The 22,415-nt window shown below is 64.1% G+C and carries 22 protein-coding genes; 16 read left to right on the top strand and 6 right to left on the bottom strand.

Features of this window, described 5'->3' with window-relative positions; translation table 11 throughout:
* Positions 1-2,358: a thiamine pyrophosphate-binding protein gene (locus RFA01S_RS06995; protein WP_032406230.1), complete on the bottom strand. Its 2,358-nt coding sequence runs from the start codon at positions 2,356-2,358 to the stop codon at positions 1-3.
* A 237-nt stretch (positions 2,359-2,595) separates the two neighbouring features.
* Positions 2,596-3,225, bottom strand: a complete 630-nt coding sequence (locus RFA01S_RS06990) for a TetR/AcrR family transcriptional regulator (protein ID WP_027495446.1) — start codon at positions 3,223-3,225, stop codon at positions 2,596-2,598.
* A 118-nt stretch (positions 3,226-3,343) separates the two neighbouring features.
* Here RFA01S_RS06990 and RFA01S_RS06985 point away from each other — a divergent pair, with 118 nt between their 5' ends.
* Genes RFA01S_RS06985 through RFA01S_RS06975 form a run of 3 tightly spaced genes read left to right on the top strand, consistent with a single transcriptional unit; the run spans position 3,344 to position 5,889 of the window.
* Positions 3,344-4,324, top strand: a complete 981-nt coding sequence (locus RFA01S_RS06985; protein WP_032406086.1) for an SDR family oxidoreductase — start codon at positions 3,344-3,346, stop codon at positions 4,322-4,324.
* Positions 4,321-5,106, top strand: a complete 786-nt coding sequence (locus tag RFA01S_RS06980) for an SDR family NAD(P)-dependent oxidoreductase (RefSeq protein ID WP_052060403.1) — start codon at positions 4,321-4,323, stop codon at positions 5,104-5,106. The genes RFA01S_RS06985 and RFA01S_RS06980 overlap by 4 nt, the downstream gene beginning before the upstream one ends.
* 12 nt (positions 5,107-5,118) lie before the next feature.
* Complete coding sequence (locus tag RFA01S_RS06975; RefSeq protein ID WP_052060402.1) at positions 5,119-5,889, top strand: TetR family transcriptional regulator; 771 nt, start codon at positions 5,119-5,121, stop codon at positions 5,887-5,889.
* Here RFA01S_RS06975 and RFA01S_RS06970 read toward each other — a convergent pair.
* Together RFA01S_RS06970 and RFA01S_RS06965 are read right to left on the bottom strand one after the other, a co-directional pair.
* Positions 5,858-6,517 (bottom strand): enoyl-CoA hydratase/isomerase family protein, encoded by a 660-nt coding sequence (locus tag RFA01S_RS06970; RefSeq protein ID WP_032406085.1) that lies wholly within the window; start codon positions 6,515-6,517, stop codon positions 5,858-5,860. The two genes, RFA01S_RS06975 and RFA01S_RS06970, sit on opposite strands and share 32 nt — an antisense overlap.
* A 28-nt stretch (positions 6,518-6,545) precedes the next feature.
* Positions 6,546-7,169 carry a TetR/AcrR family transcriptional regulator gene (locus tag RFA01S_RS06965; protein ID WP_072692027.1) on the bottom strand — a complete coding sequence of 208 codons (624 nt, stop codon included), beginning with the start codon at positions 7,167-7,169 and terminating at the stop codon, positions 6,546-6,548.
* Positions 7,170-7,323: 154 nt separating this feature from the next.
* Here RFA01S_RS06965 and RFA01S_RS06960 point away from each other — a divergent pair, with 154 nt between their 5' ends.
* Genes RFA01S_RS06960 through RFA01S_RS06950 form a run of 3 tightly spaced genes read left to right on the top strand, consistent with a single transcriptional unit; the run spans position 7,324 to position 10,678 of the window.
* Positions 7,324-7,959, top strand: coding sequence for a VOC family protein (locus RFA01S_RS06960; protein ID WP_032406084.1), 636 nt, complete (start codon positions 7,324-7,326; stop codon positions 7,957-7,959).
* Between the two features lie 26 nt (positions 7,960-7,985).
* Entirely contained in the window at positions 7,986-8,912 is a 927-nt protein-coding gene (locus RFA01S_RS06955) for a fumarylacetoacetate hydrolase family protein (protein WP_032406083.1), read from the top strand.
* The gene (locus RFA01S_RS06950) at positions 8,909-10,678 is read left to right on the top strand and encodes an FAD-dependent monooxygenase (protein ID WP_032406082.1); all 1,770 of its coding nucleotides are present in this window, start codon (positions 8,909-8,911) and stop codon (positions 10,676-10,678) included. Before RFA01S_RS06955 ends, RFA01S_RS06950 begins: the two co-directional genes overlap by 4 nt.
* On the opposite strand, the gene RFA01S_RS06945 is transcribed toward RFA01S_RS06950, so the two are convergent.
* Positions 10,666-11,427: a TspO/MBR family protein gene (locus tag RFA01S_RS06945; RefSeq protein WP_032406081.1), complete on the bottom strand. Its 762-nt coding sequence runs from the start codon at positions 11,425-11,427 to the stop codon at positions 10,666-10,668. The genes RFA01S_RS06950 and RFA01S_RS06945 overlap by 13 nt on opposite strands.
* Positions 11,428-11,493: 66 nt before the next feature.
* On the opposite strand from RFA01S_RS06945, the gene RFA01S_RS06940 reads away from it, so the two are divergent.
* The 4 genes from RFA01S_RS06940 (at position 11,494) to RFA01S_RS06925 (ending at position 15,607) form a co-directional block, all read left to right on the top strand.
* Positions 11,494-12,360, top strand: a complete 867-nt coding sequence (locus tag RFA01S_RS06940) for a hypothetical protein (protein ID WP_139278398.1) — start codon at positions 11,494-11,496, stop codon at positions 12,358-12,360.
* A gap of 9 nt (positions 12,361-12,369) precedes the next feature.
* Positions 12,370-13,587, top strand: a complete 1,218-nt coding sequence (locus tag RFA01S_RS06935; RefSeq protein WP_052060400.1) for a lipase family protein — start codon at positions 12,370-12,372, stop codon at positions 13,585-13,587.
* 19 nt (positions 13,588-13,606) lie between these two features.
* Positions 13,607-14,440, top strand: a complete 834-nt coding sequence (locus tag RFA01S_RS06930) for an alpha/beta fold hydrolase (RefSeq protein WP_032406080.1) — start codon at positions 13,607-13,609, stop codon at positions 14,438-14,440.
* Positions 14,441-14,524: 84 nt separating this feature from the next.
* Positions 14,525-15,607, top strand: a complete 1,083-nt coding sequence (locus RFA01S_RS06925) for a M20 family metallopeptidase (protein WP_032392132.1) — start codon at positions 14,525-14,527, stop codon at positions 15,605-15,607.
* Here the strand turns inward: RFA01S_RS06925 and RFA01S_RS06920 are convergent.
* A complete protein-coding gene (locus RFA01S_RS06920; RefSeq protein ID WP_032406079.1) occupies positions 15,568-16,593 on the bottom strand; it encodes a LacI family DNA-binding transcriptional regulator in 1,026 nt (341 codons plus the stop codon). The genes RFA01S_RS06925 and RFA01S_RS06920 overlap by 40 nt on opposite strands.
* Before the next feature lie 202 nt (positions 16,594-16,795).
* Here RFA01S_RS06920 and RFA01S_RS06915 point away from each other — a divergent pair, with 202 nt between their 5' ends.
* The 6 genes from RFA01S_RS06915 to RFA01S_RS06890 are packed head-to-tail and all read left to right on the top strand — an operon-like array spanning position 16,796 to position 22,415.
* Entirely contained in the window at positions 16,796-17,662 is an 867-nt protein-coding gene (locus RFA01S_RS06915; protein WP_230592013.1) for a BtpA/SgcQ family protein, read from the top strand.
* A 3-nt stretch (positions 17,663-17,665) separates the two neighbouring features.
* The gene (locus RFA01S_RS06910) at positions 17,666-18,562 is read left to right on the top strand and encodes a carbohydrate kinase family protein (protein WP_032406078.1); all 897 of its coding nucleotides are present in this window, start codon (positions 17,666-17,668) and stop codon (positions 18,560-18,562) included.
* On the top strand, positions 18,559-19,572 hold the full coding sequence (locus RFA01S_RS06905; protein WP_032406077.1) for a substrate-binding domain-containing protein: 1,014 nt from the start codon (positions 18,559-18,561) through the stop codon (positions 19,570-19,572). Before RFA01S_RS06910 ends, RFA01S_RS06905 begins: the two co-directional genes overlap by 4 nt.
* Before the next feature lie 4 nt (positions 19,573-19,576).
* Entirely contained in the window at positions 19,577-20,362 is a 786-nt protein-coding gene (locus RFA01S_RS06900; RefSeq protein WP_032392130.1) for an ATP-binding cassette domain-containing protein, read from the top strand.
* Positions 20,359-21,393 (top strand): ABC transporter permease, encoded by a 1,035-nt coding sequence (locus tag RFA01S_RS06895; RefSeq protein ID WP_032374888.1) that lies wholly within the window; start codon positions 20,359-20,361, stop codon positions 21,391-21,393. Before RFA01S_RS06900 ends, RFA01S_RS06895 begins: the two co-directional genes overlap by 4 nt.
* A complete protein-coding gene (locus RFA01S_RS06890) occupies positions 21,390-22,415 on the top strand; it encodes a phosphotriesterase family protein (RefSeq protein ID WP_032406076.1) in 1,026 nt (341 codons plus the stop codon). The genes RFA01S_RS06895 and RFA01S_RS06890 overlap by 4 nt, the downstream gene beginning before the upstream one ends.

The raw sequence follows: 22,415 nt of genomic DNA, 5'->3' as shown, positions 1-22,415 counted from the left end.
CTACTGCCCGGTGACATCCAGAGCGGCACCGACGATCGAATCGGTGTCGACGTGATGATGCTTGTACACCTCGTCCAGAGAGCCCACCTGACCGAAGTTGCTGACGCCCAACGACGTCGACGCCACACGGTTCACCGTGGCCAGGAACGCCAGCGTGTGCGGATGGCCGTCGAGGACGGTCACCATCGGTGTCGCCCGATCGGCCGGCAACAGCTGATCGAGAATCCACGACTCCGCGTCGCCGTGTCCCTGTCGAGCCTGGACGGCTCGATAGAGCTGGCCCGGACTCGTGATGCACAGGACGTCCGCATGAATGCCGATGCGTTCCAATCGTGCTGCGGCGTCGAGAGCTTCGGGCATGAGCGCACCCATCGCCGCGATGGTGACGGTGGCACCGTCACGTCGGACGAGCGGGTAGCCGCCGGCCACCACCTGCTTGCGCCTTCGTTCGCGGGCCGCCGGATCGCTGGGCACGTCGGCCAACGTCTGATCGACCGGACGGGTCGACAGGCGCAGGTATGCCGAGGTGCCGTCGGGACGACCCAACTTGGCGATGCTGGCGAGGAGCGTCCACTCGACGTCGATGGCGAACGCCGGCTCGTACGAGATGCACCCGGGCTGCTCCAGACCGATCGACGGAGTCTTGATCGACTGGTGCGCACCACCTTCCGCGGCCAACGTGACACCCGACGGCGTACCGACCAGAATCGACTGACCACCCGCGTAGATGCCGTACGACCACGGTTCGAGAGCGCGTTCGACGAACGGGTCGTACATCACCCCGATGGGGAACAGCGGCTCTCCCCACCGGCTCCACGTCGCCCCGAGCTCACCCATCAATCCGACCAGATTGGTCTCTGCGATACCGAGTTCCATGTGTTGACCGGTGGGACCCTCACGCCAGTGCATGATGGTTTCGGCATCGTCGCCGAACCAATCGTGCCGCTCCGACGACGACCAGACACCGACCTTGTTGACCCAACCGCCGAGATTGGTGGTGGAGCTGACGTCGGGACTGACCGTGACCACGCGCCGCGCCGCATCCGGGGCCTCACGCGTCAGGTCGATCAGGGTGCGGCCGAGCGCGGCCTGCGTCGTGGCCGTGCCCTTGGGAGTACGACCGATGTCGGCGGGAACTGCAGGCGGTGCCGAGACGGGCACCGGCTCGCGGCGCAGCCGTTCGGCGACATCGGCGCACAACTGCCCGGCAGCTGTGGCGTCGTCGAAGCGGCCCCAGGGCGAGTCTGCATCCGTGCCGAGAGTCTCTGCGAGTGAGGCATATTCCTCGATCGTCAACAGGGAGGAATGGTTCTGCGGGTGCCCTTGTGTAGGGAGCCCGAAGCCTTTGACCGTGTAGGCGATGATCACTGTGGGCCGGGTGTCGTCGATCTGCGCGTAGGCCTCGCGCAGCGCGTCGAGATCATGGCCGCCGAGATTGCGAATCGACTCGGTGAGAATCAGATCGTCGAGGTCACCGATGAGCGCGGTGATCGCCGCGGCATCGGAACCGTTGCCGGGCAGCCGATCACGCAATTCGGACGCCGAGCACCGCAACAGCCGCTGATACTCGGGATTGGGCATGTCGAGAATGCGACGCCGCAAGGCGTCACCACCGGTACGCGCGAACAGGTTCTCGAGCAGCCGACCGAAACGCACGGTGATGACCTGCCAGCCTGCCGCGTCGAACATCTTCTCGAGGCGACGCGCGGCGATGTTCGGCACCACTCGGTCGAGGGACTGCCGGTTGAGGTCGACGATCCAAACGATCTCGCCCAACTCACCGATGCCCGGATCGATGACGGCTTCCCACACGGCACCCTCGTCGAGCTCGGCGTCTCCGACGAGCGAATACTGCCGGCCGCGAAACCCACTCGGGGTGTCCGCGGAAAATGCGGAGTCGACGAAACGACGCGACATCGCGCCCCAAATAGGTGCCGTCGCACCGATACCCACCGACCCCGTGGAGTAGTCGACGGTATCGGGATCCTTGGCGCGCGACGGGTAGGACTGCAGCCCACCGTACGAGCGCAGCGTCGTCAAATACTTCTCGTCCAACTCACCGAGAAGGTAGTTGATGGCGTGCAGCACCGGCGACGCGTGCGGCTTGACCGACACTCGGTCGCCCGCTTCGAGCTGCTCGAACCACAGCGAGGTCATGATGGTGACCATCGACGCGCACGACGCCTGATGACCGCCCACCTTGAGACCCGTCGGATTGGGTCGGATTCGGTTGGCGTGATGGATCATCGACGTCGACAGCCACAGCACCCGCTCGGAAATGTCGTGCAGGGTTTCGCGCCCTCCGGTGACCGAATCACCGTCGGTCGAATTGCCGGAGGTCGAGCTGAGGCTGGTCATGGCGAGCACTCCTGAAATAGGCGACGAAAGATTGCATCGAGTGGACGTGGCGGGACCGGATGGGTCCCGTCACTCCATGAGGCAAGCGTTCGGATTGCGAAGCGCCGAGTCAGTCGCGTCTGTGATGCAACCGGCGTCAGTCGACCAGAACCCGGCGGGCTGCGCAATAGAAGTCATCGACATTGAGCAATCTGCGCAATTTTCGGAATCGGCCTTTGCGGTTTCTGGTCGACCTGATCACCGCGGCCCGGCACCTCGGCGAGTCGCGGAATCGATGACAGCTTCGAATGCGTCGACGATCAGCGCGACCGACTCGTCCAGATCGAGATCCGCCGTCTCGAAGAAGGCATCGGCGGTTCGATCGAGAAAGCCTGTCCACCCCGAAATCGCAACAGCGACCAGCGGCGGCAACGGATCCGGAAGTTCGGCCAGGGCCGCGACCTGACGCTCACCCTCGGCGCGAGCCTGCCGGAGGGCGCTCTCGACGCCTGCCTCACCGAACTCCTCCTCCCGCACCACGCGCAAGTAGAGCGCTCGGTGATCCCGCAGAAACTCGATGTGCCGTCGGACGAATCCTTCCAGCCGCGCTCGGACGGTCCGCTCTTCGGACTGCGGCCCCTGCGCGTCGGACAACTTGCCCAGAACGTCGGCCAGCGCAGCCTGCACCAGGCCCTGCTTGTCGGTGAAGTAGTAGAAGAGCAACCCGTGCGCCACACCCGCTCTGCGCGAGATCGCCGCCGCACTGATGTCTGCGCTGGCACCTTCGGAGATCATCTCGATCGCGGCGTCGATCAACGCCTGACGGCGATCGCGACGTGGGCGGGCACGCCGCGACTGCTCTGCATCGTCGACGTCGTTCGAGGGCACCGTCCGAGACTAATGCAGATCGAGCCGGCATTTGCGTCGACCTCTTGCGTTATTTGCGGCTCATCTGCAATATATGCAACCGAGCCGGAGTTGCCGCGCTCACCATCGAGGAGGTCCGATGATCACAGTGACCAGTGCCGCAGGCGGGATCGGACGGTTGCTCGTCCGGCAGCTGACCGCGCAGAAGATGCCCGTCCGCGCTGTCGTGAAGAACGACAGTCAGGCTGCGACCACCCGTCGAGACGGGGCAGCCGAGGTCGTCGTGGGCGATCTGCGGTCGCCCGACACGCTCGACAGAGCTCTGGCCGGAGCCGACGTGCTCTATCACGCGGCACCGACCCAGGTCATCGACGAAAGACCGATCATCGAGCACCTGATCGCGACGACTCCGGCAAGTGGATTGCAGCACATCGTGTTTCACTCGGTCATCCATCCGGACCTGCATCAGCTGACACACCATCACCAGAAGGACATCGCCGAGGGTCTGCTCCGAAACAGCGGGATCCCCACCACGGTGCTCAGGCCGTCGCACTACATGCAGAACTACCTGGAAGTGTGGGAGTTCCTGCAGGCGGGCGTCATGCCGTACCCGGTGTCGCCGGACAGTGTGATGGGTGTCGTCGATCTCGCCGACGTCGCCGAGGCCGCGGCGAACGTACTGATCGACCCGTCGCCGCACACCGGCCGCACCTACGACCTGTCCGCGGTCGAACTCACCCGACACCAGATGGCCGAGATCTGGTCACGCGTGCTGGGGCATCCGGTGACCGCCATCCGAATCCCGCCCTCGTCGCTGACGAATACCCTCGATGTGGTGCCTGCACTTCCTGCCGTCATCGGTCACGCCGTGCGATCGACGAAGCTGCGTTCGCTCGGACATATCGTTCGCGGCGCGCAGGCCGCGTCGAATCCCCGCGATATGAAGAACTGGCCGGAAGATGCACGTCAGGCGTACCGCACGATGATGACCCACTACGACGGCCATGGCCTACCCGCAGGTGACCTGACGGTTCTTCCGACTCTGCTCGGACGCACACCCACCTCGTACGAACAGTTCGCCCGGCGCTCGGCCGCTGAACTCGGACGCACGGAACGATGAGCCGCAGGGCTTTTCGCTACAGTCCAGGCCGCTCGCTGGTCACCGGCGCGAGTTCCGGAATAGGCGCCGAGTTCGCGCGCGTGCTGGCCGCCCGCGGCTCCGATCTGGTGCTCGTCGCCCGACGGGAAGATCGTCTGACAGCGCTGGCGGACGAGGTCGAATCGACCTACGGTGTGCGCTGCCGAACAGTGCCCTGGGACTTGTCGGAGGAGGCCAGTGGTCGCCGGCTCCGCGCCATCGTTCCCGAGCGCATCGACCTCATCGTCAACAACGCAGGATTTGCGGTCCAGGGACCGTTCGTCGACGGCGACGCCGACGATTTCGAGCGGCTCGTCGCCGTCGACATCCGCGCGGTCGTGGACATCTGCTCGGCGTTCCTGCCGGACATGATCGCCCGCACAGCAGGCACCATCGTCAATGTGGCCAGCACGACGGCATTCCAACCTGTCCCGACTCTTGCCGTGTATGCGGCCGCCAAAGCCTTCGTGCTGAGCTTCAGCCAGTCGCTGTGGTACGAAGCAGCGCAACACGGAGTCAGAGTGTTCGCACTCAACCCCGGCCCCACCCACACCGAATTCTTCGACGTCATAGGCGATTCGGCCACAGCCACCGGTACCTACCAGACACCGGCCGACGTCGTCGCCACCGCCATGAAGGAACTCGACGCCAAACGGTCACGGCCACATGTCATTTCGGGTCGCCGCAATGCTCTGCAGGCGGCGATGGCGGGTATCGTCCCCGCACGAGTTTTACTCCCGGCCCTCGCACGAATGCTGCACTAGACTGTCACGATCATGGCCAGGGTCTCGAGATTCACACTCGCCGATCGCCGAGAGGCGGTGGCACGGGCATTCGGGGGTTCCGAAAGCCCGACAGCCGTAGCCACGGACTTGGGCATCCACACCACCACGCTGTACCGCTGGGCCGGGTCGTCCACCACTGACGAACCCGGGCCCGCACCGACACGCCTCATCGAGGCCACCCAGGAGCTGCTTCGGCACGCCGACTACGCAGACATCACGATCGAAAGTGTCGCTGCGCAATGCGGTCTGGCACCCCGAACGGCCTTCCACCACTTCCCCAACAAACGCCAACTCTTTCACGCCGCCGTCGACGACGCCGCCACCGTTCTGATCGAACGCATCCGTGAACGGTCTGCGGACGCCGGCTGGCCGAGCACCCCACTCGAGCAGCTGCAGACATTTCTGCGAATAGCTGCCGAGAGCATCTACGAGACACCGCGCACGCACGTGCTGTTCCGCAATCTCGGAGTCCCCAAATCCGAAGGCACAGCCGAGCGTTGGCACGACAGCTTCGTCGATGCCATCACCGAACTACTCCGCGCCGCTGCCGAAGCAGGGCAGATCGACAGTGCCACAGACCTCCCTGCCTCAGCCCGACTGCTCACGGGTGCCATGCGCGGCATCCACACAGCGGTGTTCGACGGTGCCGACGCCGACACGGCTCTGACCCTCGTCGGCCGTATTCACCTTCTGATCCCGCCTGCGCGGCGCGACGCGACCGACTACGACGTCACTGTCGGCCGTGACGCAGCGCAGCGGTGACCGACGCGAACATGGTCGTCTTGATGGCTCCGATGGTGGCTTTGTCCTTACCGGCAATTGCCGAGAGCCGCTCCAGCGCAGCATCGATCACCGAGTCCTCGGCCGCTACGCCGTCGACGAGACCTGCAGTGAGGGCCTCCGCGCTCCCGTACCGATGTCCCGTGGTCATTGCGACCATGGCCGTCTGCGGAGAGAGCTTCGCCTGAATCAGAGCGGACATGCCGGGAGTGAAAGGGATGTTGATATCCGCTTCCGGAAAGCAGTAGTAGCCACGATCCTCGCGCATGAAGCGGTAGTCATGGGCAATGGCGAACATCGCTCCGGCACCGAAACTGTGCCCGTTGACCGCCGCGGCGGTGGGTATCGAAAACGTGAGTATTCGGGCGAACAGCGTCTGCACTCGATCGACGTACCAATCGGCGCGATCACCATGGGCCATCAGCCAGTCGAGGTCCAGTCCGTTGGAGTAGAACTTGCCCGCTCCTACCGTGATCAGCCCGCGCGCCGACCGCTCTATCTGGTCCAAGTGGGCGTCGACCGCATCGAGCCAGTCCGGTGAGAATCGATTCTCGTCCGAGCCGAGCGTCAAAATCGCTATGTCACTGCGAATTTCTAGCGTAGGAGTCATCGTGAGCTACCTTTCGAGGGTGCCGAGGCTATGAAGACTTCGGCGGTGGAGGGGGCGGAGGAAGAGTGAGGACGCCGCGCACGGCGGCAGCGAGTCGTTCGCGCACCGATGCGTCTGGCGCACGGCGACCCCGCAGGAGCAACGCGGCAGGGAGCTCGACGGTGCAATCCTTGATCACGGCTACGGCCGTGCGATCCGCTCGGTTCCACATCTCGGTCGACAACCGCACGAACAACTCGACGAGCGTCGAATCGAGCATACGAAGGTCGTCGGCAAGCGCGTCCGGAATATCGTTCGAGCCCAACAACTCTCGACGCGACACAATCATGAGAAACTGCCCGGCCGTCGGATGATCGAGTAGAAAGCGCGCCGGCGCATCCGCAGCAGCCACTATTGCGTCCACCGCGGTGCCCGTCGCCAATGCGTCGTCCACGGACCCTCGCTGCACGGTGAGCATGCGCTGCGCGCCGCGCAACCACACTCGGCCGAGGAGTCCGGCCCGCGACCCGAACGCGTGGTAGATCGCCCCGTTGGACACCGAGGTCAGCTCAGACAACGCGCGAATGGTGACCGCGGCCGGGCCCGACTCGACGGCCAACGCCTCGGCCACATCCAGTAGGTGATCGAGATCGTGCACGCGTGGGCGGGGCATGACGTGACCGTAACAGAGCAAATGCTCTGTTACAACGACACGCTCGGCACCGCACCCATTCCGGATTTTCGACTGACCATCAGTCAAATTATTGACTGACAGTCAAACTGCACTTAATCTGGATCACACTCCGATCGCGACGAAAGGTCGATTCATGAGCGCAACGCACGATGCACCGACGATCGAGACGCAACGGGTCGCGCCCGACTACATCGCGCATTGGGTCGTCAAATCTGCGCGAACCGAGGAGATGGTGCGCTGGTACGGCACGGTGTTCGGGGCCGAGATCGCCTACCAGGACGACGAGATCACGTTCTTGACCTGGGACGACGAGTCGCATCGACTCGCGATCATCGCCGTGCCCAAGCCGGTGAAGTTCCTGTTCCCCTTCGCCAAGCTGCGGCGCAAGGCCTACGGCATCGATCACATCGCCCTGACGTTCCGATCGCTGGAACGACTGCTGGAGAACTACGTGCGGCTCAAGCGCCAGGGCATCCTTCCGGTGTGGTCCATCAACCACGGGCCGACGATCTCGCTGTACTACGAGGACCCGGACGGTATTCGGCTCGAGTTCCAAGTGGAGAACTTCGATTCCGACCACACTGCGGCCTTCTTCTTCACCGAGGAATTCGCGCGCAATCCCATCGGCGTCAACATCGACCCCGACTACCTCCTCAGCCGACTCCGCAACGGAGCGACCCACGAGGAACTGCGGCAGCGTGAGGCCGGAACCAGGCCCGGCCGGCCGGTGATCGCCAACAAGAAGACCATCACACCGAAAACTCTGTGACCGATTGCTAGGGGGGATCGAAAGCTATGCCCATCAACATCATTCGAACCACGGACGGCTGGTGGCGTCTCGACGGCGACCAGGCCGTCAGGATCGACACCACTGCGCAGACCACCCATCAGCTACTGGCCGACCGGTCGGCCATCGACGCCGCATCGGGGACAGGCACGAATGTCGCCGAGCTCGAACTCCTCTCACCTATCACCGCACCGTGCCGAGTGGTGGCGCAGTTGCTCAATTACCGATCCCATGCGATCGACGCCGGCTCGGACCCGAAGACCCTGCAGCCGACGTTCTTTCGTAAGTCGTCCGCGTCGATCAGCGGCCCGAACGATCACATTCGGCAACCGCCGGAGGTAGCCCTGCTCGACTACGAGATCGAGCTGGGCGTGGTGGTCGGTGCCGATATCCCCATCGGGACAACCGTCACCGACGACAACCTCGCGTCCTACGTGGCCGGCTTCGTCGTGGCCAACGATGTGTCGGCTCGGGAGATCCAGTTGACGAAAGTGCAGGTGTACGAGAGCAAGTCGTATCCCACCTTCACTCCACTCGGCCCTCGGCTGGTGCTGCTCGACAACGACGAGCTGCGACGACTGCCAGAGCTACGCATGACACTGGCGGTCAACGGGGAGATCCGTCAGGACCAGACCGTCGGCGACGACCTCATCACGCCGCCCGCCGAGGCCTTCACCAGACTGGCCCGTTTTCAGAACATGACCGCAGGCGACGTCCTGTTGACCGGAACTCCGATCGGCACGGCAATCTCCGCGCCGCCCAAAGCGATCCAGAAGATCGGTGAACTCATCCCGCCTGCGCTGAAGTGGAAGTTCTTCTTCGCACGCCAAGCCAAGAACCCGAAGTACCTTTCGGTCGACGACGTCGTCACTGCCACCATTCGCACTCCGGACGGGTCGATCGACCTGGGGACCCAGGAAACCGTCGTCCGATGAGCACTCCCGTCGTCATCATCGGTGCCGGCCCGGCGGGTACCACTGCAGCGCTTCTGCTGGCGCGCAGGGGTATTCGAACGGTAATGCTCGAGCGTCGAACCAGTCCACTGTTCCATCCGGCGGCTCACGTGATCAATGCTCGGACACTGGAGATCTGGAACGAGTACAGCCCCGAACTGGCCAAGTCGATAGCGGCGATGTCGCCTCCGCACGAACAGGTGAATCTGATCAGCTGGTACGGCGACCTGGCCGGTGACGCCATCGGGTCGATCGATCTGCTGTCCGATCCCGAACGCAAAGCCATCGTGGAAAGCCAGAGCCCGTACATGGTGTCGCACATCGGCCAGCACATTCTGATGCCCGTGCTGTGGGACGCCGTGGACGCCGAACCGCTGATCGAATTTCGCCGCGGAGTCTCCGTCGAATCGGTCGAATCGAACTCCGGTGACGCGCGCGTCGCCTTCCGCAGCCTCACTGGTGACGCCGCCGAAGTACGTGCGCCGTACGTCCTCGCTTGCGACGGTGCCAACAGCGCGACCCGCGACGCAGCCGGGATATCGCTGACCGGACCGGTACTCGCCAACATGGGCAGTGCGTTCTTCACGTCGAACACACTGTTTCCTGACGACGCGCGTCCGCTGTTGAGTTGGATCTACACCCCGGACCTGTGCGGAGTGCTCATCTCGCACGCGTATCACCGCTACATCCTGATGACGGCCTATCTGCACCCAGCGCAGGAGATCGCCAGGAATGGCCGCCGATTCTGGGAGAAGACGCTACCGAAGGCGTTGGGTACGAACGACTTCACGCTTGAGTCGACGGGCACGTGGGTGATGACGTCTCAGACGGCCGACACCTTCCGCCACGATCGGCTCCTGTTGCTGGGCGATGCCGCTCACCGCTTTCCGCATACCGGCGGCTTCGGGCTCAATTCCGGAGTGCAGGATGCCCACAACCTCGCGTGGAAGCTCGATGCCGTGCTCTCCGGTGCGGCAGGCCCGGAGCTGCTGGACACCTACGACACCGAGCGCCGCCCGGTGGTGGAGAAGTTCGCCGAACAGAGCGTGGCCAACCACTTCCGCATGGACGACATCGGCAAGCGGATCGGGATCACCAACGCCATGCTGGCCAAGGCAACTCAGGCCATGGGGCGGGCACCACTGAACAAACTTCCGGGCCGACTGATCGCGCCCATCGCGGCTGCAGCAACCCGCAAGCAGATGAGCCGATCACGAAGCCTGCGCCCGGATGCCCCCGGGTCGGCGGAACTGCGCGCCGAAATCGCAGCCGCGATTCCACTGCAGTTGGAGCATTTCGTCTCCACCGGCCTGCAATTCGGCTTCCTCTACGACAGTCCACTGATCGCCCAAGACGCGTCGACGAAGCCCGTGGAAGATGTTGTCGATTACGTGCCCACCACGTACCCCGGTGCGCGATTGCCTCACGCGCTCGTCTCGGTCGACGGGCAACTCGTCTCGCCGCACGACGTGCTGGACCCGAACATGTTGACGCTGTTCACCTTCGACGGTTCTGCGTGGGAACCGTTGATTGCTGGTATGCGTGATGTACGCCCGGGTATGTCGCTCGTCGTACTGGACGCACCCGTCGGCGTCGATCGCAACGAACTGATATCGCTGTACGAGGTAGGTGAGTCCGGAGCAGTACTCGTCCGACCCGACGGTCACGTCGCCTGGCGTACCAACGATTCGGGGAGTTCGCTGTCCGACTTCCTCGAAACGCACTGGAGGAAGTACTACGCCGCCTGACGGACCGTCGACCGCCGTGATCGGAGCCTGATTCCCACCGTCACGACGGCGACGATCACTGCGGCAGATACTGCCGTCCATCCGACCATGGCGTTCGTCAGCTCGCCGCCGAGGCGCCCCTGTGCCAGCCATCCCAGTCCCCACACGATGGCGAACATCGGAGCGATCGCTCCGTTCGAGTAACGCGCCAGAGTCACCCCGACCAGTGCTGCGACGGCCAGTACAACGACCGCCCAGACCGTCGCGCCACCGGTGACTCCGAGATCGACCAGCCACGCCGAGATGTTCGCGATGGTGGCCACGCACACCCACCCGAGATAGAGACCCATCGTGCCGTCGGTGATCACCGCGTCGACCACGGATTCCGGGCGCTGCTGTTGCAGGAGTACGAAGACTCGCACGAGAGCGGCCAACAGCGCGACGATGACCACCACGCTGAGCCACACCTGCCCGAACTGAATCGCGAGAATCCACGCCGGATTGAGCAACATCGACGCGATGACCGGTGCCCGCAAGGCGTCATGACGGGCAGTTCGACCGGGTAGGAACTGCCAGACGGCATAGACGACGAGACCGGTGTAAATCACCGACCAGATCGAGAACGCGGGACCAGCGGGAGCCACCAGCGTCGACGTCGCACTGAGCGCCCCGCCGACCGCCTCGGCAATGGGCGTCCCTATCCACGCGCCGGAGCCGAGAAACGACACCACAACCGCAACGACCGCACTGACAACGACGCCAATCCTCATGGCTGCGATAGTCCCCGAAAAACAGAAGCGACAAACCCTGAACTGCAATGCCGCTACGTTGTGCTGATGACATGGCGATGGACGGTGGGACTGATGCTCGTCGCCATCACCGCGGTCACCTGTGCGTCGCCGGCGTCGCTGAGTCCCCACCGGGTCGTCGCCGAAATCGGATCTGCAGAGGCATTTCGGTGCGACCGAGGGCCCCAGATAGACGAGCCGCGGCCGAGATTCCCTCGGCCCACACCTGGGACGGTGCCGGACGATTTCGTTCCAGTCGCGGCGATCGTCTGCGACCAAATCGACGAGGGGGTCGCCCCCGACACCGTGCCCTACCGCGAGCACAGATACGAAGGTGACCTCACCGAGGTGATCCGCCTACTCAACGCGCCGTCCGAAAGCACGCTGATCCGCGGCTATTGCCCGACATACAGCGTCGTCGAGCCGCCGCAGATATGGCTCGTCGACAACCGAGGGCGCGCAATGGAACCGACTCTCCCTACTGGGGAATGCGGGCTGCTGAATTACAGCGCCATCGCCGAAATTCGGGCACTCGATATGGTTACCGAATTCGAACACGACGTATCGGTGATCAGCTACGACCGGCAACGAGTCTCGAGCTGCTCCCCTCACTACTCCGAGGTTCTCCTCGGCAGTGAGCGCGCAGCGGGTCTGACCATCGGCTACACGTACTGCTTGTTCTCCGGCACCGAATTCACCGGAGTCACCGGCGAGATCGGGATATCGATCGAGGACTTGGCACCCGCCGGACCCTGCACGATGTCTGCGACGCGGACGGCGGTGACGACATATGCTGCTGGATGGCCGTCGAACATTCGCAATTTCACCATCGAACTCGACGGATGCCGTCGCGCCATTCCCGACGGGTATGCGCCGCTGCAGGCGACCGACGAGTTGTTGGCTGCGTTCTGGTAGACACGCGATATGCCCGCATCCATTGCCCTGCCGTCTCGCCGAGTCTTCGCAATTGCGTGCGGGCTCACGCTGCTGACGGCCGTCGGATGCAGTTCGTCGCCCGCTGGACCCGACTCGCCCGCGCCCGCAAGTACGTCTGCAGCACAGTCGCAGTACGAGCTGACGGGCACTGCGGGGACGCTGCTCGAATCGGAGGATTTCGGGTCCCGGTCGGCCAGGCTCACTGCGACAGGTGCGACCGTCTATCGCTTCGTGTACGAATCGACATCCGGTGTCGATGATTCTGCGACGGCGGTCTCCGGCGTCGCCGCTGTTCCGCCCGGTACACCTCCGGCAGGTGGATGGCCGATCGTCGTCTACGGCCACGGCACCACCGGCGTACAAGCCGACTGCGGGCCCTCCCTGTACCCCGACCTACTCGGATTGGACTCCACGGTCGAGGCTTTCACCGAACTCGGCTACGTCACGGTGCTACCCGACTATCAAGGACTCGGCAGCGGAGACGGCACCCACCCGTACCTGGAGCCGCGCACTGCGGGCCACAACATGATCGACGCGGCTCGCGCCGTCCACAACGCCCTGCCCGAGACCTCTGCTCGGTGGGCAGCCGTCGGACTGTCGCAGGGCGGGCAAGCAGCCTGGGCCGCAAACGAATTGAACTCCAGCTATGGGCAAGGGCTGGAACTGATCGCCTCGGTCTCACTGTCCCCGCCCACGGATCTGGCACCGCTTGCGCGTGCCGCCAGGGACGGCACCCTGACCACACCGCAGAAAGGGCTGCTGCCGTACCTGCTCTACGGGGCGCAACAGGTCGATCCCACCCTCGACCCTCGGGACTACAGCGGCACGGTCGCTCAGACCAACACAGAACTACTACTCGCGTGCCAGGGCACGAACACCGCAACCAAGGAGCGCGCTGTCAGCGAGATGGCACCGACGGAGTTCGCGCCGAGATCCCCCGAGGCAGAACAGAAGCTGTTCGATCTGATCGGCCGCTACACCCTCCCTCAGGTACGAACCACCGTGCCGATGTTCGTCGCCTACGGTGCGCGCGACGACATCGTGCTACCGCAGTGGACGGCCGACGCCGTCCGCGCAGCGTGTGCGCTCGGCGATCGGGTCGTCGCTCAGGAACAAACAGAGCAGGGACACAACGTGAGCGACGACTCGGCCATGCAATTCCTCGCCGCCGAATTCGCCGGTGCATCGGTTCCCAGCACGTGCTGACCAACGAAAGGATTCTTCGGTGAGCGGGAGGATCGCACGCTACACCCATGACGGACTCGAGTTCGACGTCCTCGACCAGGGACCTCTGGACGGACCGATTGTGTTGCTGCTGCACGGCTTTCCCGAACGTGCCGCGTCGTGGTCCGCCGTGATGAACGAGCTGAACGAGGCGGGGTTCCGAACAATCGCGCCCGATCAACGCGGGTACTCGCCGGGTGCCCGACCCAAACGCCGACGCGACTATCGCGTCGGTGCGCTCGTCAACGACGTCGTGGCCCTCATCGACGAAATCGGTGCCCCGGTGCATGTGGTCGGCCACGACTGGGGAGCGATGATCGCGTGGGTCACCGCAGGCCGACGCCCCGATCTGGTGTCGTCGCTGACGGCATTCTCCGTCCCGCATCCCGGGTCGTTCATGACGGCTCTGCTCACCTCACGACAAATTCTGCACTCCTGGTACTTCGCATTCTTCCAACTGCCGGTGCTCCCCGAGAAATGGATGACACGGCCTGGCCAGAGGGCCGAAAAGTGGTATGAGAAAAGCGGTATGAATGCGGACGACCTGGAGCGCACGCGCAGGGACGTCGTCGACTACGGCGCACTTCCCTTCGCTGTCACTTGGTATCGCGGACTGCCGTTCTCCAACCCTGGTATCGGCCGTCTGCGCATCACAGTCCCGACATCGATGGTGTGGAGTGACGGCGACACCTTCATCGGCCGCTCGGCCATCGAACGCGCACAACAGTACGTCGATGCCCGCTACACCCTGACTGTGCTTGCCGGAGTGACACATTGGATCCCGACTCAGGCACCGACCGAAGCCGCGCAGGCAATCATCGCCAACGCCTCATAGATGCCTGCGGCAGTGGTGCGGTTATGTGCCCTCTGCGGCGCTCTGCCGCACCACTGCCGCAGGCACCACGGGCATACTGGAGTCATGGATTCCGTCGGACTTCTCACCGAACTGGTCACCCAGCCCACTGTGTCGGGTGATCCCCGCCCCCAGCGCTCGTCGATGGACGAAATCGTGTCCGTGCTCAGGGCCCGCGTCGGTGACCTTGCCATCGACGGCGATCCGGATGGTCCCCACCCATGGCTGTTGATCACCAATCCCTCCCCGCCGACGTCGACGCGGTTGATGTTCGCGTGCCACGTGGACACCGTGCCGGCGGGTGATCTGTCGAATTGGCAGTTCGATCCCTTCGCTGCAGATATCGAACACGGTGTTCTCCGTGGCCGCGGCACCTCGGACATGAAGGCCGGGCTTGTTGCCGCCACCGCTGCGGTGATGGACGCCTTCGACAACGGGGTTCCTGCCGCCCTGTTGCTCACCAGCGACGAAGAGATCGGGTCACTCGGTGCGCGTGCCGCTCGCCACGCCGTCGCCGAGTGCGCCGTAGGAGCGGTCGTGGTTCCCGAGGCAACGGGAAATCGCGTCCATCTGGGGCATCGAGGTGCGTTGTGGGTCGATGTGACCACCAAAGGCATTGCAGCACATGGAAGTACTCCGCATCGGGGTGAGAGTGCAATCATGAAACTGGTCGACGTGTTGGCACGAGCCCGCACCGAGCTCCCGCTGTCTACGGATCAGTTCCTGGGCGCCGAAACGTTCAACGTGGGATTGATCGACGGCGGCTCGGCACCCAACATCGTTCCTGACACCGCACACGTCGTCGTCGACCATCGCACCGTCGGGGACGGTTCGGCACTGCTGTCCTGGTGGCGCGATCAACCCGAGGTCGATCACGCCGACGCTCGCATCGATCTGCCCGGAGTTCGCACACCCCAAGGCGACCGATGGGTGGATGGCCTTCCGCATACCGTTGCTACAGAACCGGTCACGTACTTCACCGACGCGTCCATCATCGGATCCGCTGCCCCCGGTGCCCCTATTGTCGTGTGGGGGCCGGGGACGCCGGCACTGATGCACGCCGCCGACGAAACCGTCACGCTCGACGAACTCGATGCGGCGATCGTGGCCTACACCGCGGCGACGCGTGCGTGGCCGACCGTCGACTGACGGACCACCAACTCCGGCTGCAACGCGATGTGCGCAGTGCCGGTGTGATCGCTGTTCATGGCCTGATCCAGTAGGCGAGTGGCCTCTTCAGCGATTCGTTCCTGCGGTTGCCGGATGGTGGTCAGCGGCGGATTGCTCAATGCAGAGAACGGAATGTCGTCGAACCCGGTGACCATCACATCGCCCGGGACCGACAATCCCAGAGCCTGGCAGCTCTGCAGCACCCCGAGGGCGATCAGGTCGTCCGCACCCACCACCGCATCGGGCCGCGTGGGAGAAGCGAGGATCGAGCGCGACGACTCACGCCCCCAGTCGATCGAATAATCACCCAACAACGTCCACTCGTCCCGCGTCCGAATCCCCACGCGCTCGGCATGGCGGAAGAAGCCGGCCCGCCGCAACTCCGTCGACGAATTGGTCAGCTCGGAACTGATGAACGCGGCACTCCGAACACCCTGTGCAGCAAGGTGATCCATGATCAGGCCCTGAGCGGCATCATCATCGACGCCGACCCAATCGGTATGAGTATCGAGAGCGAAGCGGTCGAGCTGGACCACGGGGATCGCACGGGCCGACGCACGAACCGCCTCGGCAGAACGTTCTCCATGGCACGGGCTGATGATGATGCCGTCGACCTGACGCGAGACCAGACTACGCAGCCGTTGCGCCTCGACTTCCGGATCCGATCGCGAATCGCACAGGAACAACTGCAGTCCACGCTGCGAGAGAACATGTTCGACGTTGACGACGAGCGAGGTGAAGAACGGGTTGGCAATACTGGGCACCACCATCCCAACCGTGTCCGTGCGGTTGCGGCGCAGCGAACTGGCGATGATGTTGCCCGAATAGCCGAGATCGGCCGCCGCCTGCCGAATACTCGCGGCAACGTCGTCCGACACCGGACGTGACCCCGAGAGCGCCCGAGACACCGTGGCTGTCGAGACGCCCGCGCGCTCCGCGACGTCACGAATGGTTGCTTTGCGCATCCAACTCCTACTCTCGCGTGTGAACCGAGGCTAGCGAACCGCACGGTCGCTTGCGATGCTGTTTACACAGTAGAGGTAATCGTTTACATAAACGACTCAAGAATTCCTTGACACGACCCGGTGCCGATCGCCTACGGTGCATACATACGAGGCAATCGATTACATCGCCTTGGTCGACGCCCACACCAGAGGAGCTCCTTACGTGAGTACGTCCCCGTCGGATCCGAACCCCTCAGCTTCGCTGGGGGTATTTCCGACAAAGCCGTCGGCGCTGGCCGAGATGTTCACCTCCGCACCCGCACTCATCGGCGCGATCCACCTACCCGCACTGCCGGGCAGCCCGCACTACAAGGGCCAGCCCGTCTCCGAGATCGCAGGCTTCGCCGTGGAGGAGGCGCACGCGTACATCGACAACGGATTCGATGGCGTCATCGTCGAAAATCATTGGGACATACCCTTCCTCAAGCCCGGAGAGCACGGATACGAAACAGCGGCCAGCATGGGCGTCGTCACCGCCTCCGTCGTCGGTGAGTTCGGCAGCAGAGTCGGAGTATCAATCCTGTCCAACGCGGGCGAATGCGGCGTGGCCGCAGCGTGGGCCGCCGGAGCGAGCTTCGTGCGGGTCAACCAGTGGGCAAACGCCTACATCGCCAACGAGGGATTCATCGAAGGCCAGGCAGCCAAGACCACCCGCTTTCGCCATCGCATCGGTGCCGACCCGGTCAAGATCTTCGCCGACGTGCACGTCAAGCACGGTGCCCACGCCATCGTTGCCGATCGCACCATCGCCGAACAGACCGAGGACGCAGAATTCTTCGACGCAGACGTGCTCATCGCAACCGGCTCGAGAACCGGTGACGCCGCCTCGGTCGACGAGGTGTCGGTCATCAAGAACAACACGGTCCTCCCCGTCATCATCGGATCGGGAATCACGGCGGCCAACGTCGCCGACCTGATGAACGAATGCGACGGTGCCATCATCGCTTCTTCGGTGAAGGAGAACGCACGCTGGTGGGGCCGGGTCTCCGGCGAGAAGGTTCGCGACGTGTCCCGCGCAGCCGGGAAGTAGACGATGATCGTATTTTTCGGCTACGCCAACAACGATGTGACGGTTCATGTTCCGCATGTTCCGACCCTCGGAGAGAGGGTGCAGGCCACGACGATCGAGTCGATCGACGGCGGCATGAATGCCAACGCCGCAGTGTCGGCAGCCCGCATGGGAGCCCGCGTCGCGTTCGCCGGCGCGGTGGGCCCGGACATCCGATCCTCCGAATTCCTCGCGGCCCTCGAACGCGACGGAGTCGACACCAGCTGGGCACCGCGCGACGCATTCCTCTCCACCGCAGTGGTTCTCATCGCCGACGGCGGGGACCGATCGATCATCAGCCAAGACGACGCCAACGACGCAGGCAGACTACGCACGGTCCTCGACAAGCTCTCTGTCGACGGCGGACGCGTGTTCCTCGACGGCTACCGCGCATCGATGCTCCCACCCACACTCCCCGACAACGTAGGCCTCGCCATCGACCTCGACGGCTGTGACGACCTCGACGCCGCACTGCACGCATTCGCCCTTGCCGACCACGTCATCGTCGGACGCAGTCTGTGGCAGAACAGCTTCGGCATCCCAGCCGAACGGTGGCCGATACTGACCGCCGAGCACGACACCCACCTCGTCGTCACCGACGGCGAACGCGGGTGGACCCTGGTCACACCCTCGGGTGAGACCATCACCGAACCGGCAGTACCGGTCGACGTCATAGATGCCGTCGGAGCCGGAGACTGCTTCTGCGGCACCTACATCGCCTTCATCGACGCGGGCGAACCCCCGATCCACGCAGCCCGAATGGCGGGAATCTCGGCAGCACTCGCCTGCGCCACAGCCGGACCACGCGGATGCCCCACGCCGACCGAACTCACCGACTTCACGACCACGCTCGCCACTGTCGACCTTCAGGAGACCCGATGATCAAACGCGCACTCCCCCTCGTTCTCGGTGCCGCACTCGCGCTCACCCTCACCTCGTGCGACTCCGCATCCAGCAGCGACACCGCGGGCGGAACCGACGCAGCCGCGTCGAGCATCCCGGATCCGAGCCGCGTCGCCGATTCGTGCGACGGTAAGAACGGTGCCCTCAAGGTCGGCCTCGTCACCATCAACCTCCAGGCGCTGTTCTTCAATCAGATCAACAATGCTGCCCAGAAGATCGCGGACCAGACCGGCGTAGAGCTGCAGATCATCAGCGGTAACGACGACTCGGTCAGCCAGGCCAACGCTTTCGACAATCTCATCGCCTCGGGCGTCGACGCGATCATCGTCGATGCCATCGACACGGACGGCATCAAGCCCTCGATCGTCAAGGCCGATGCTGCGGGCATTCCGGTCGTCGCAGTCGACGCGACCGTCGACGATCCTGCCGTGGACACGCAGGTCGGCACCGCCAACGCCGAAGGCGGCGTTCAGATCGGCGACACCCTCACTGCGTTGGCGAACAACACCGGCACCGTAGGAATCGTCGGCGCACTCAACAGCACCATCCAGCTCGAACGTCAGAAGGGCTTCACCGATACCGTCTCGGCGGCCGGGATGACCGTCGGCACCGTGGTCGACGGCCGCAACATCCAGGAGAACGCGCAGACCGCAGCCGAGAACCTGCTCACCGGCAACCCGGACATGCAGTACGTGTACGCCACCGGGGAGCCTGCTCTGATCGGGTTGGTCGCCGCCGTGAACAGTCAGAACGCGCAGGACCGAATTCAGGCCGTCGGCTGGGATCTGTCCGATCAGGCCGTCTCCGCTCTCAACGCAGGGTGGCTGAAAGGCGTCGTGCAGCAGAACACCTTCGAGTTCGGCTACGAGGCCATGAATGCCGCCATCGACCTCGGCTGCGGACGGACCGCACTCGCTGACATCCCGGTACCGACCCAGATCGTCACTCCGGAGAACGTCGGCGACTACATGTACTACCTGGAGAAGTAGCCCTATGGCACAACAAGACCTGACGGTCGCGCCACTGATCGAACTCTCGGGAATCACCAAATCGTACGGCCCGGTGAAATCGCTTCGCGGAGTCGACCTTCGACTCGCCCGCGGCGAAGTACTCGGCGTCGTCGGAGACAACGGCGCCGGCAAGTCGACGCTCATGAAAATCCTTGCCGGTGCCGTCCAACACGACGGTGGCGAGATGCGCGTCAACGGAGAACCCGTGCGCTTCTCGACACCGCTGGACGCACAACAGAAGAAAATCGGCATCGTCTACCAAGACCTCGCCCTGTGCGACACCCTGGACGTCGCAAGCAATCTGTTCCTCGGCCGCGAGCCACGCAAGGGGCCGTTCCTCGATCGCCACGGGATGCACGAACGTTCCGCCAAGATTCTGGCGGACCTGCACGTGAAGGTGAAGTCGACCTACCAGGAGATCGGGCAACTCTCCGGTGGGCAACGCCAGACGGTAGCCATCGCACGCGCGGTCTCGTTTCGACCGGACGTGTTGATTCTGGACGAACCCACCGCCGCTCTTGCTGTGGCAGAGGTGGAATCGGTTCTGAAGCTCATCACCGACGTCGCAGCCCAAGGCGTCGGAGTCATCCTGGTGACGCACCGCCTACAGGACCTGTTCCGGGTCTGCGACCGCATCACCGTCATGTACGAGGGGCAGAGCGTCGACGATGTTCCGATCGGCGATCTGAACATCGAGTCGCTCGTCGGATTGATCACGCGCACGCCGGTTCCCCAGCGTTCACCCTCCTCGCCGGAAGGCCGCCCATGATCACCGTGGACAAGAAAGCCCAGCCGACCGTGGAGAAACTCGCGGCTCGCCCGACTCTGTGGCAGCAGACCAACAAACCCACCCTGGCCATGCTGGCGGTCACCGTCGCAGTGGCCCTGGTGTTCTCGGTGACGACGTCCTCGTTCTTGACCTTCACCAACATCTCGAATCTCGCGACGCAGATTGCTCCGGTGCTCATCATCGCCGTTGCCATGACGTTCGTGATCACCACCGGTCAGATCGATCTGTCGGTCGGAGCGACCGTTGCCTTCGTCGCCGCGATGAGTGCCGAACTCATCCAAGCCGGCGTCGACTCCTCGGTGGTGTTCGTCGCGGCACCACTGATGGGCGCAGCATGGGGCCTGGTCAACGGCTGGCTCGCCGCGTATCAGGGCATTCCGCCGTTCATCGTCACCCTGGCAACCCTGTCCATCATCCGCGGCATCGCGTTGTACAGGACCGAGGGCTTCTCGGTGCCGATCACTCCCGGTACCGCCTTCGCGAAACTGGGTACGGCGTCGTGGCTGGGCTTTTCGGCAAGCGCTTGGATCGCTCTGGCCGTCGTGATCGTCGGCGCTGTTGCGCTCAATCGCACACGATTCGGCCGCTACGTCACCGGAATCGGCTCGAACGTCGAATCCGTCCGACGCTCCGGCGTCAACACCCGTCGCGTGCTGATGATGACCCTGGTCTTCACCGGGCTCGCCGCGGGCATCGCGGGCCTATTGATCGCTGCACGACTCGGTTCGGGATCGGCCAACTCCGCCAATGGTTTCGAGCTCACCGTCATCACCGCAGTGGTGTTGGGAGGCACCAACCTGTTCGGCGGCCGGGGAACGGTCATCGGCACCGTCATCGGTGCAGTGTTGACCGGCATCATCGCCAACGGTCTGACGCTACTCGGTGTGAGCCCGTTCCTGACACCGATCATCACCGGTGTCGTTCTGCTCGTTGCCATCTGGATCAACATGCGCGGGCACTCTCTGGCTTCGCTGTTCAAGCACCTGCAGAGCGCACCGGGTAAGCAATGATCGTCCAGACCGTCACCGGGCCGATCGACTCCAGCGAACTGGGACTGGTGCTACCGCACGAGCATCTGCACAACGACGCCTCGACCGCGTATTCCGAAGCTGCCGACCCGGCTCTGGCGCAGTTGCTGTCCGGTCCGGTATCGGCGGACCGCGCCTGGCTGCTGCACGACAACCCGTACCACAGCGCAGACAACTGCCGAGTGGACGACGCGGCGGCCGTACTCGACGACCTGAAAGTGTTCGCGGACAACGGCGGTACCACGGTCGTCGACCTCACGCCGCCGGGCATCGGGCGGCGACCCGAGATCCTCGAGCACTACTCACGCGAGACCGGAGTACGCGTCGTCATGGGTTCGGGCTGGTATCTCGAACCCACGCACCCGCCCGAGGTCACCGCGCTCGGTATCGACAACCTCGCGGCCCGGCTCATCGCCGAATTCACCGGCGACGGGCCGCGGCCGGGGGTGATCGGTGAGATCGGCGTTTCGCCGTCGTTCACCGACGCCGAGGCCAAAGCGCTGAGAGCCGCCTGCATCGCCCAAAGAGAAACCTACGTACCCTTGTTCGTCCATCTCCCGGGCTGGCAACGCAGAGGGCATCAAGTCCTCGACATCGTCGTGGACGAGATGGGTGTCGACCCGGCAGCTGTGGTGCTCTGCCACATGGACCCCTCGGGCGACGACCCCGACTATCAGTGCGCCCTCGCCGATCGCGGAGTCTTCCTCGAGTTCGACATGATCGGCATGCCCTTCGAGTTCGCAGGCGAGGGCCAGTCGCCGTCGCCCGCCGATACGGCGTTCGCGATCTGCGGCCTCGTCGGTGGCGGCTATCGATCCCAGTTGCTGCTCAGTCACGATCTCTTTCTCAAGTCGATGCTCCGCAAGTTCGGTGGCAACGGATTGGCCTACGTTCCAGTCTCTTTCGCAGCGCGGCTGGTCCGCAGCGGAATGGACGCACACCACGTCTCCTCGCTCATGCAGGACAACCCCAGGTCGCTCTTCGAGAGCGCCGGAAAAGGATAG

This window comes from Rhodococcoides fascians NBRC 12155 = LMG 3623 (assembly GCF_001894785.1).
In the GTDB taxonomy this organism is placed as follows: Bacteria; Actinomycetota; Actinomycetes; order Mycobacteriales; family Mycobacteriaceae; genus Rhodococcoides; species Rhodococcoides fascians.
Note: the sequence above shows the minus strand (reverse complement) of the source record. Positions and strands in the feature narration are given on the sequence as shown.

Bases quoted from the DNA above. Each gene is read 5' to 3' on its own strand.
- RFA01S_RS06995 (WP_032406230.1), bottom strand. From the start codon at position 2,358: ATGACCAGCCTCAGCTCGACCTCCGGCAATTCGACCGACGGTGATTCG.
- RFA01S_RS06985 (WP_032406086.1), top strand. From the start codon at position 3,344: ATGATCACAGTGACCAGTGCCGCAGGCGGGATCGGACGGTTGCTCGTC.
- RFA01S_RS06980 (WP_052060403.1), top strand. From the start codon at position 4,321: ATGAGCCGCAGGGCTTTTCGCTACAGTCCAGGCCGCTCGCTGGTCACC.
- RFA01S_RS06975 (WP_052060402.1), top strand. From the start codon at position 5,119: ATGGCCAGGGTCTCGAGATTCACACTCGCCGATCGCCGAGAGGCGGTG.
- RFA01S_RS06970 (WP_032406085.1), bottom strand. From the start codon at position 6,517: ATGACTCCTACGCTAGAAATTCGCAGTGACATAGCGATTTTGACGCTC.
- RFA01S_RS06965 (WP_072692027.1), bottom strand. From the start codon at position 7,169: ATGCCCCGCCCACGCGTGCACGATCTCGATCACCTACTGGATGTGGCC.
- RFA01S_RS06960 (WP_032406084.1), top strand. From the start codon at position 7,324: ATGAGCGCAACGCACGATGCACCGACGATCGAGACGCAACGGGTCGCG.
- RFA01S_RS06955 (WP_032406083.1), top strand. From the start codon at position 7,986: ATGCCCATCAACATCATTCGAACCACGGACGGCTGGTGGCGTCTCGAC.
- RFA01S_RS06950 (WP_032406082.1), top strand. From the start codon at position 8,909: ATGAGCACTCCCGTCGTCATCATCGGTGCCGGCCCGGCGGGTACCACT.
- RFA01S_RS06945 (WP_032406081.1), bottom strand. From the start codon at position 11,427: ATGAGGATTGGCGTCGTTGTCAGTGCGGTCGTTGCGGTTGTGGTGTCG.
- RFA01S_RS06940 (WP_139278398.1), top strand. From the start codon at position 11,494: ATGACATGGCGATGGACGGTGGGACTGATGCTCGTCGCCATCACCGCG.
- RFA01S_RS06935 (WP_052060400.1), top strand. From the start codon at position 12,370: ATGCCCGCATCCATTGCCCTGCCGTCTCGCCGAGTCTTCGCAATTGCG.
- RFA01S_RS06925 (WP_032392132.1), top strand. From the start codon at position 14,525: ATGGATTCCGTCGGACTTCTCACCGAACTGGTCACCCAGCCCACTGTG.
- RFA01S_RS06920 (WP_032406079.1), bottom strand. From the start codon at position 16,593: ATGCGCAAAGCAACCATTCGTGACGTCGCGGAGCGCGCGGGCGTCTCG.
- RFA01S_RS06910 (WP_032406078.1), top strand. From the start codon at position 17,666: ATGATCGTATTTTTCGGCTACGCCAACAACGATGTGACGGTTCATGTT.
- RFA01S_RS06905 (WP_032406077.1), top strand. From the start codon at position 18,559: ATGATCAAACGCGCACTCCCCCTCGTTCTCGGTGCCGCACTCGCGCTC.
- RFA01S_RS06900 (WP_032392130.1), top strand. From the start codon at position 19,577: ATGGCACAACAAGACCTGACGGTCGCGCCACTGATCGAACTCTCGGGA.
- RFA01S_RS06895 (WP_032374888.1), top strand. From the start codon at position 20,359: ATGATCACCGTGGACAAGAAAGCCCAGCCGACCGTGGAGAAACTCGCG.
- RFA01S_RS06890 (WP_032406076.1), top strand. From the start codon at position 21,390: ATGATCGTCCAGACCGTCACCGGGCCGATCGACTCCAGCGAACTGGGA.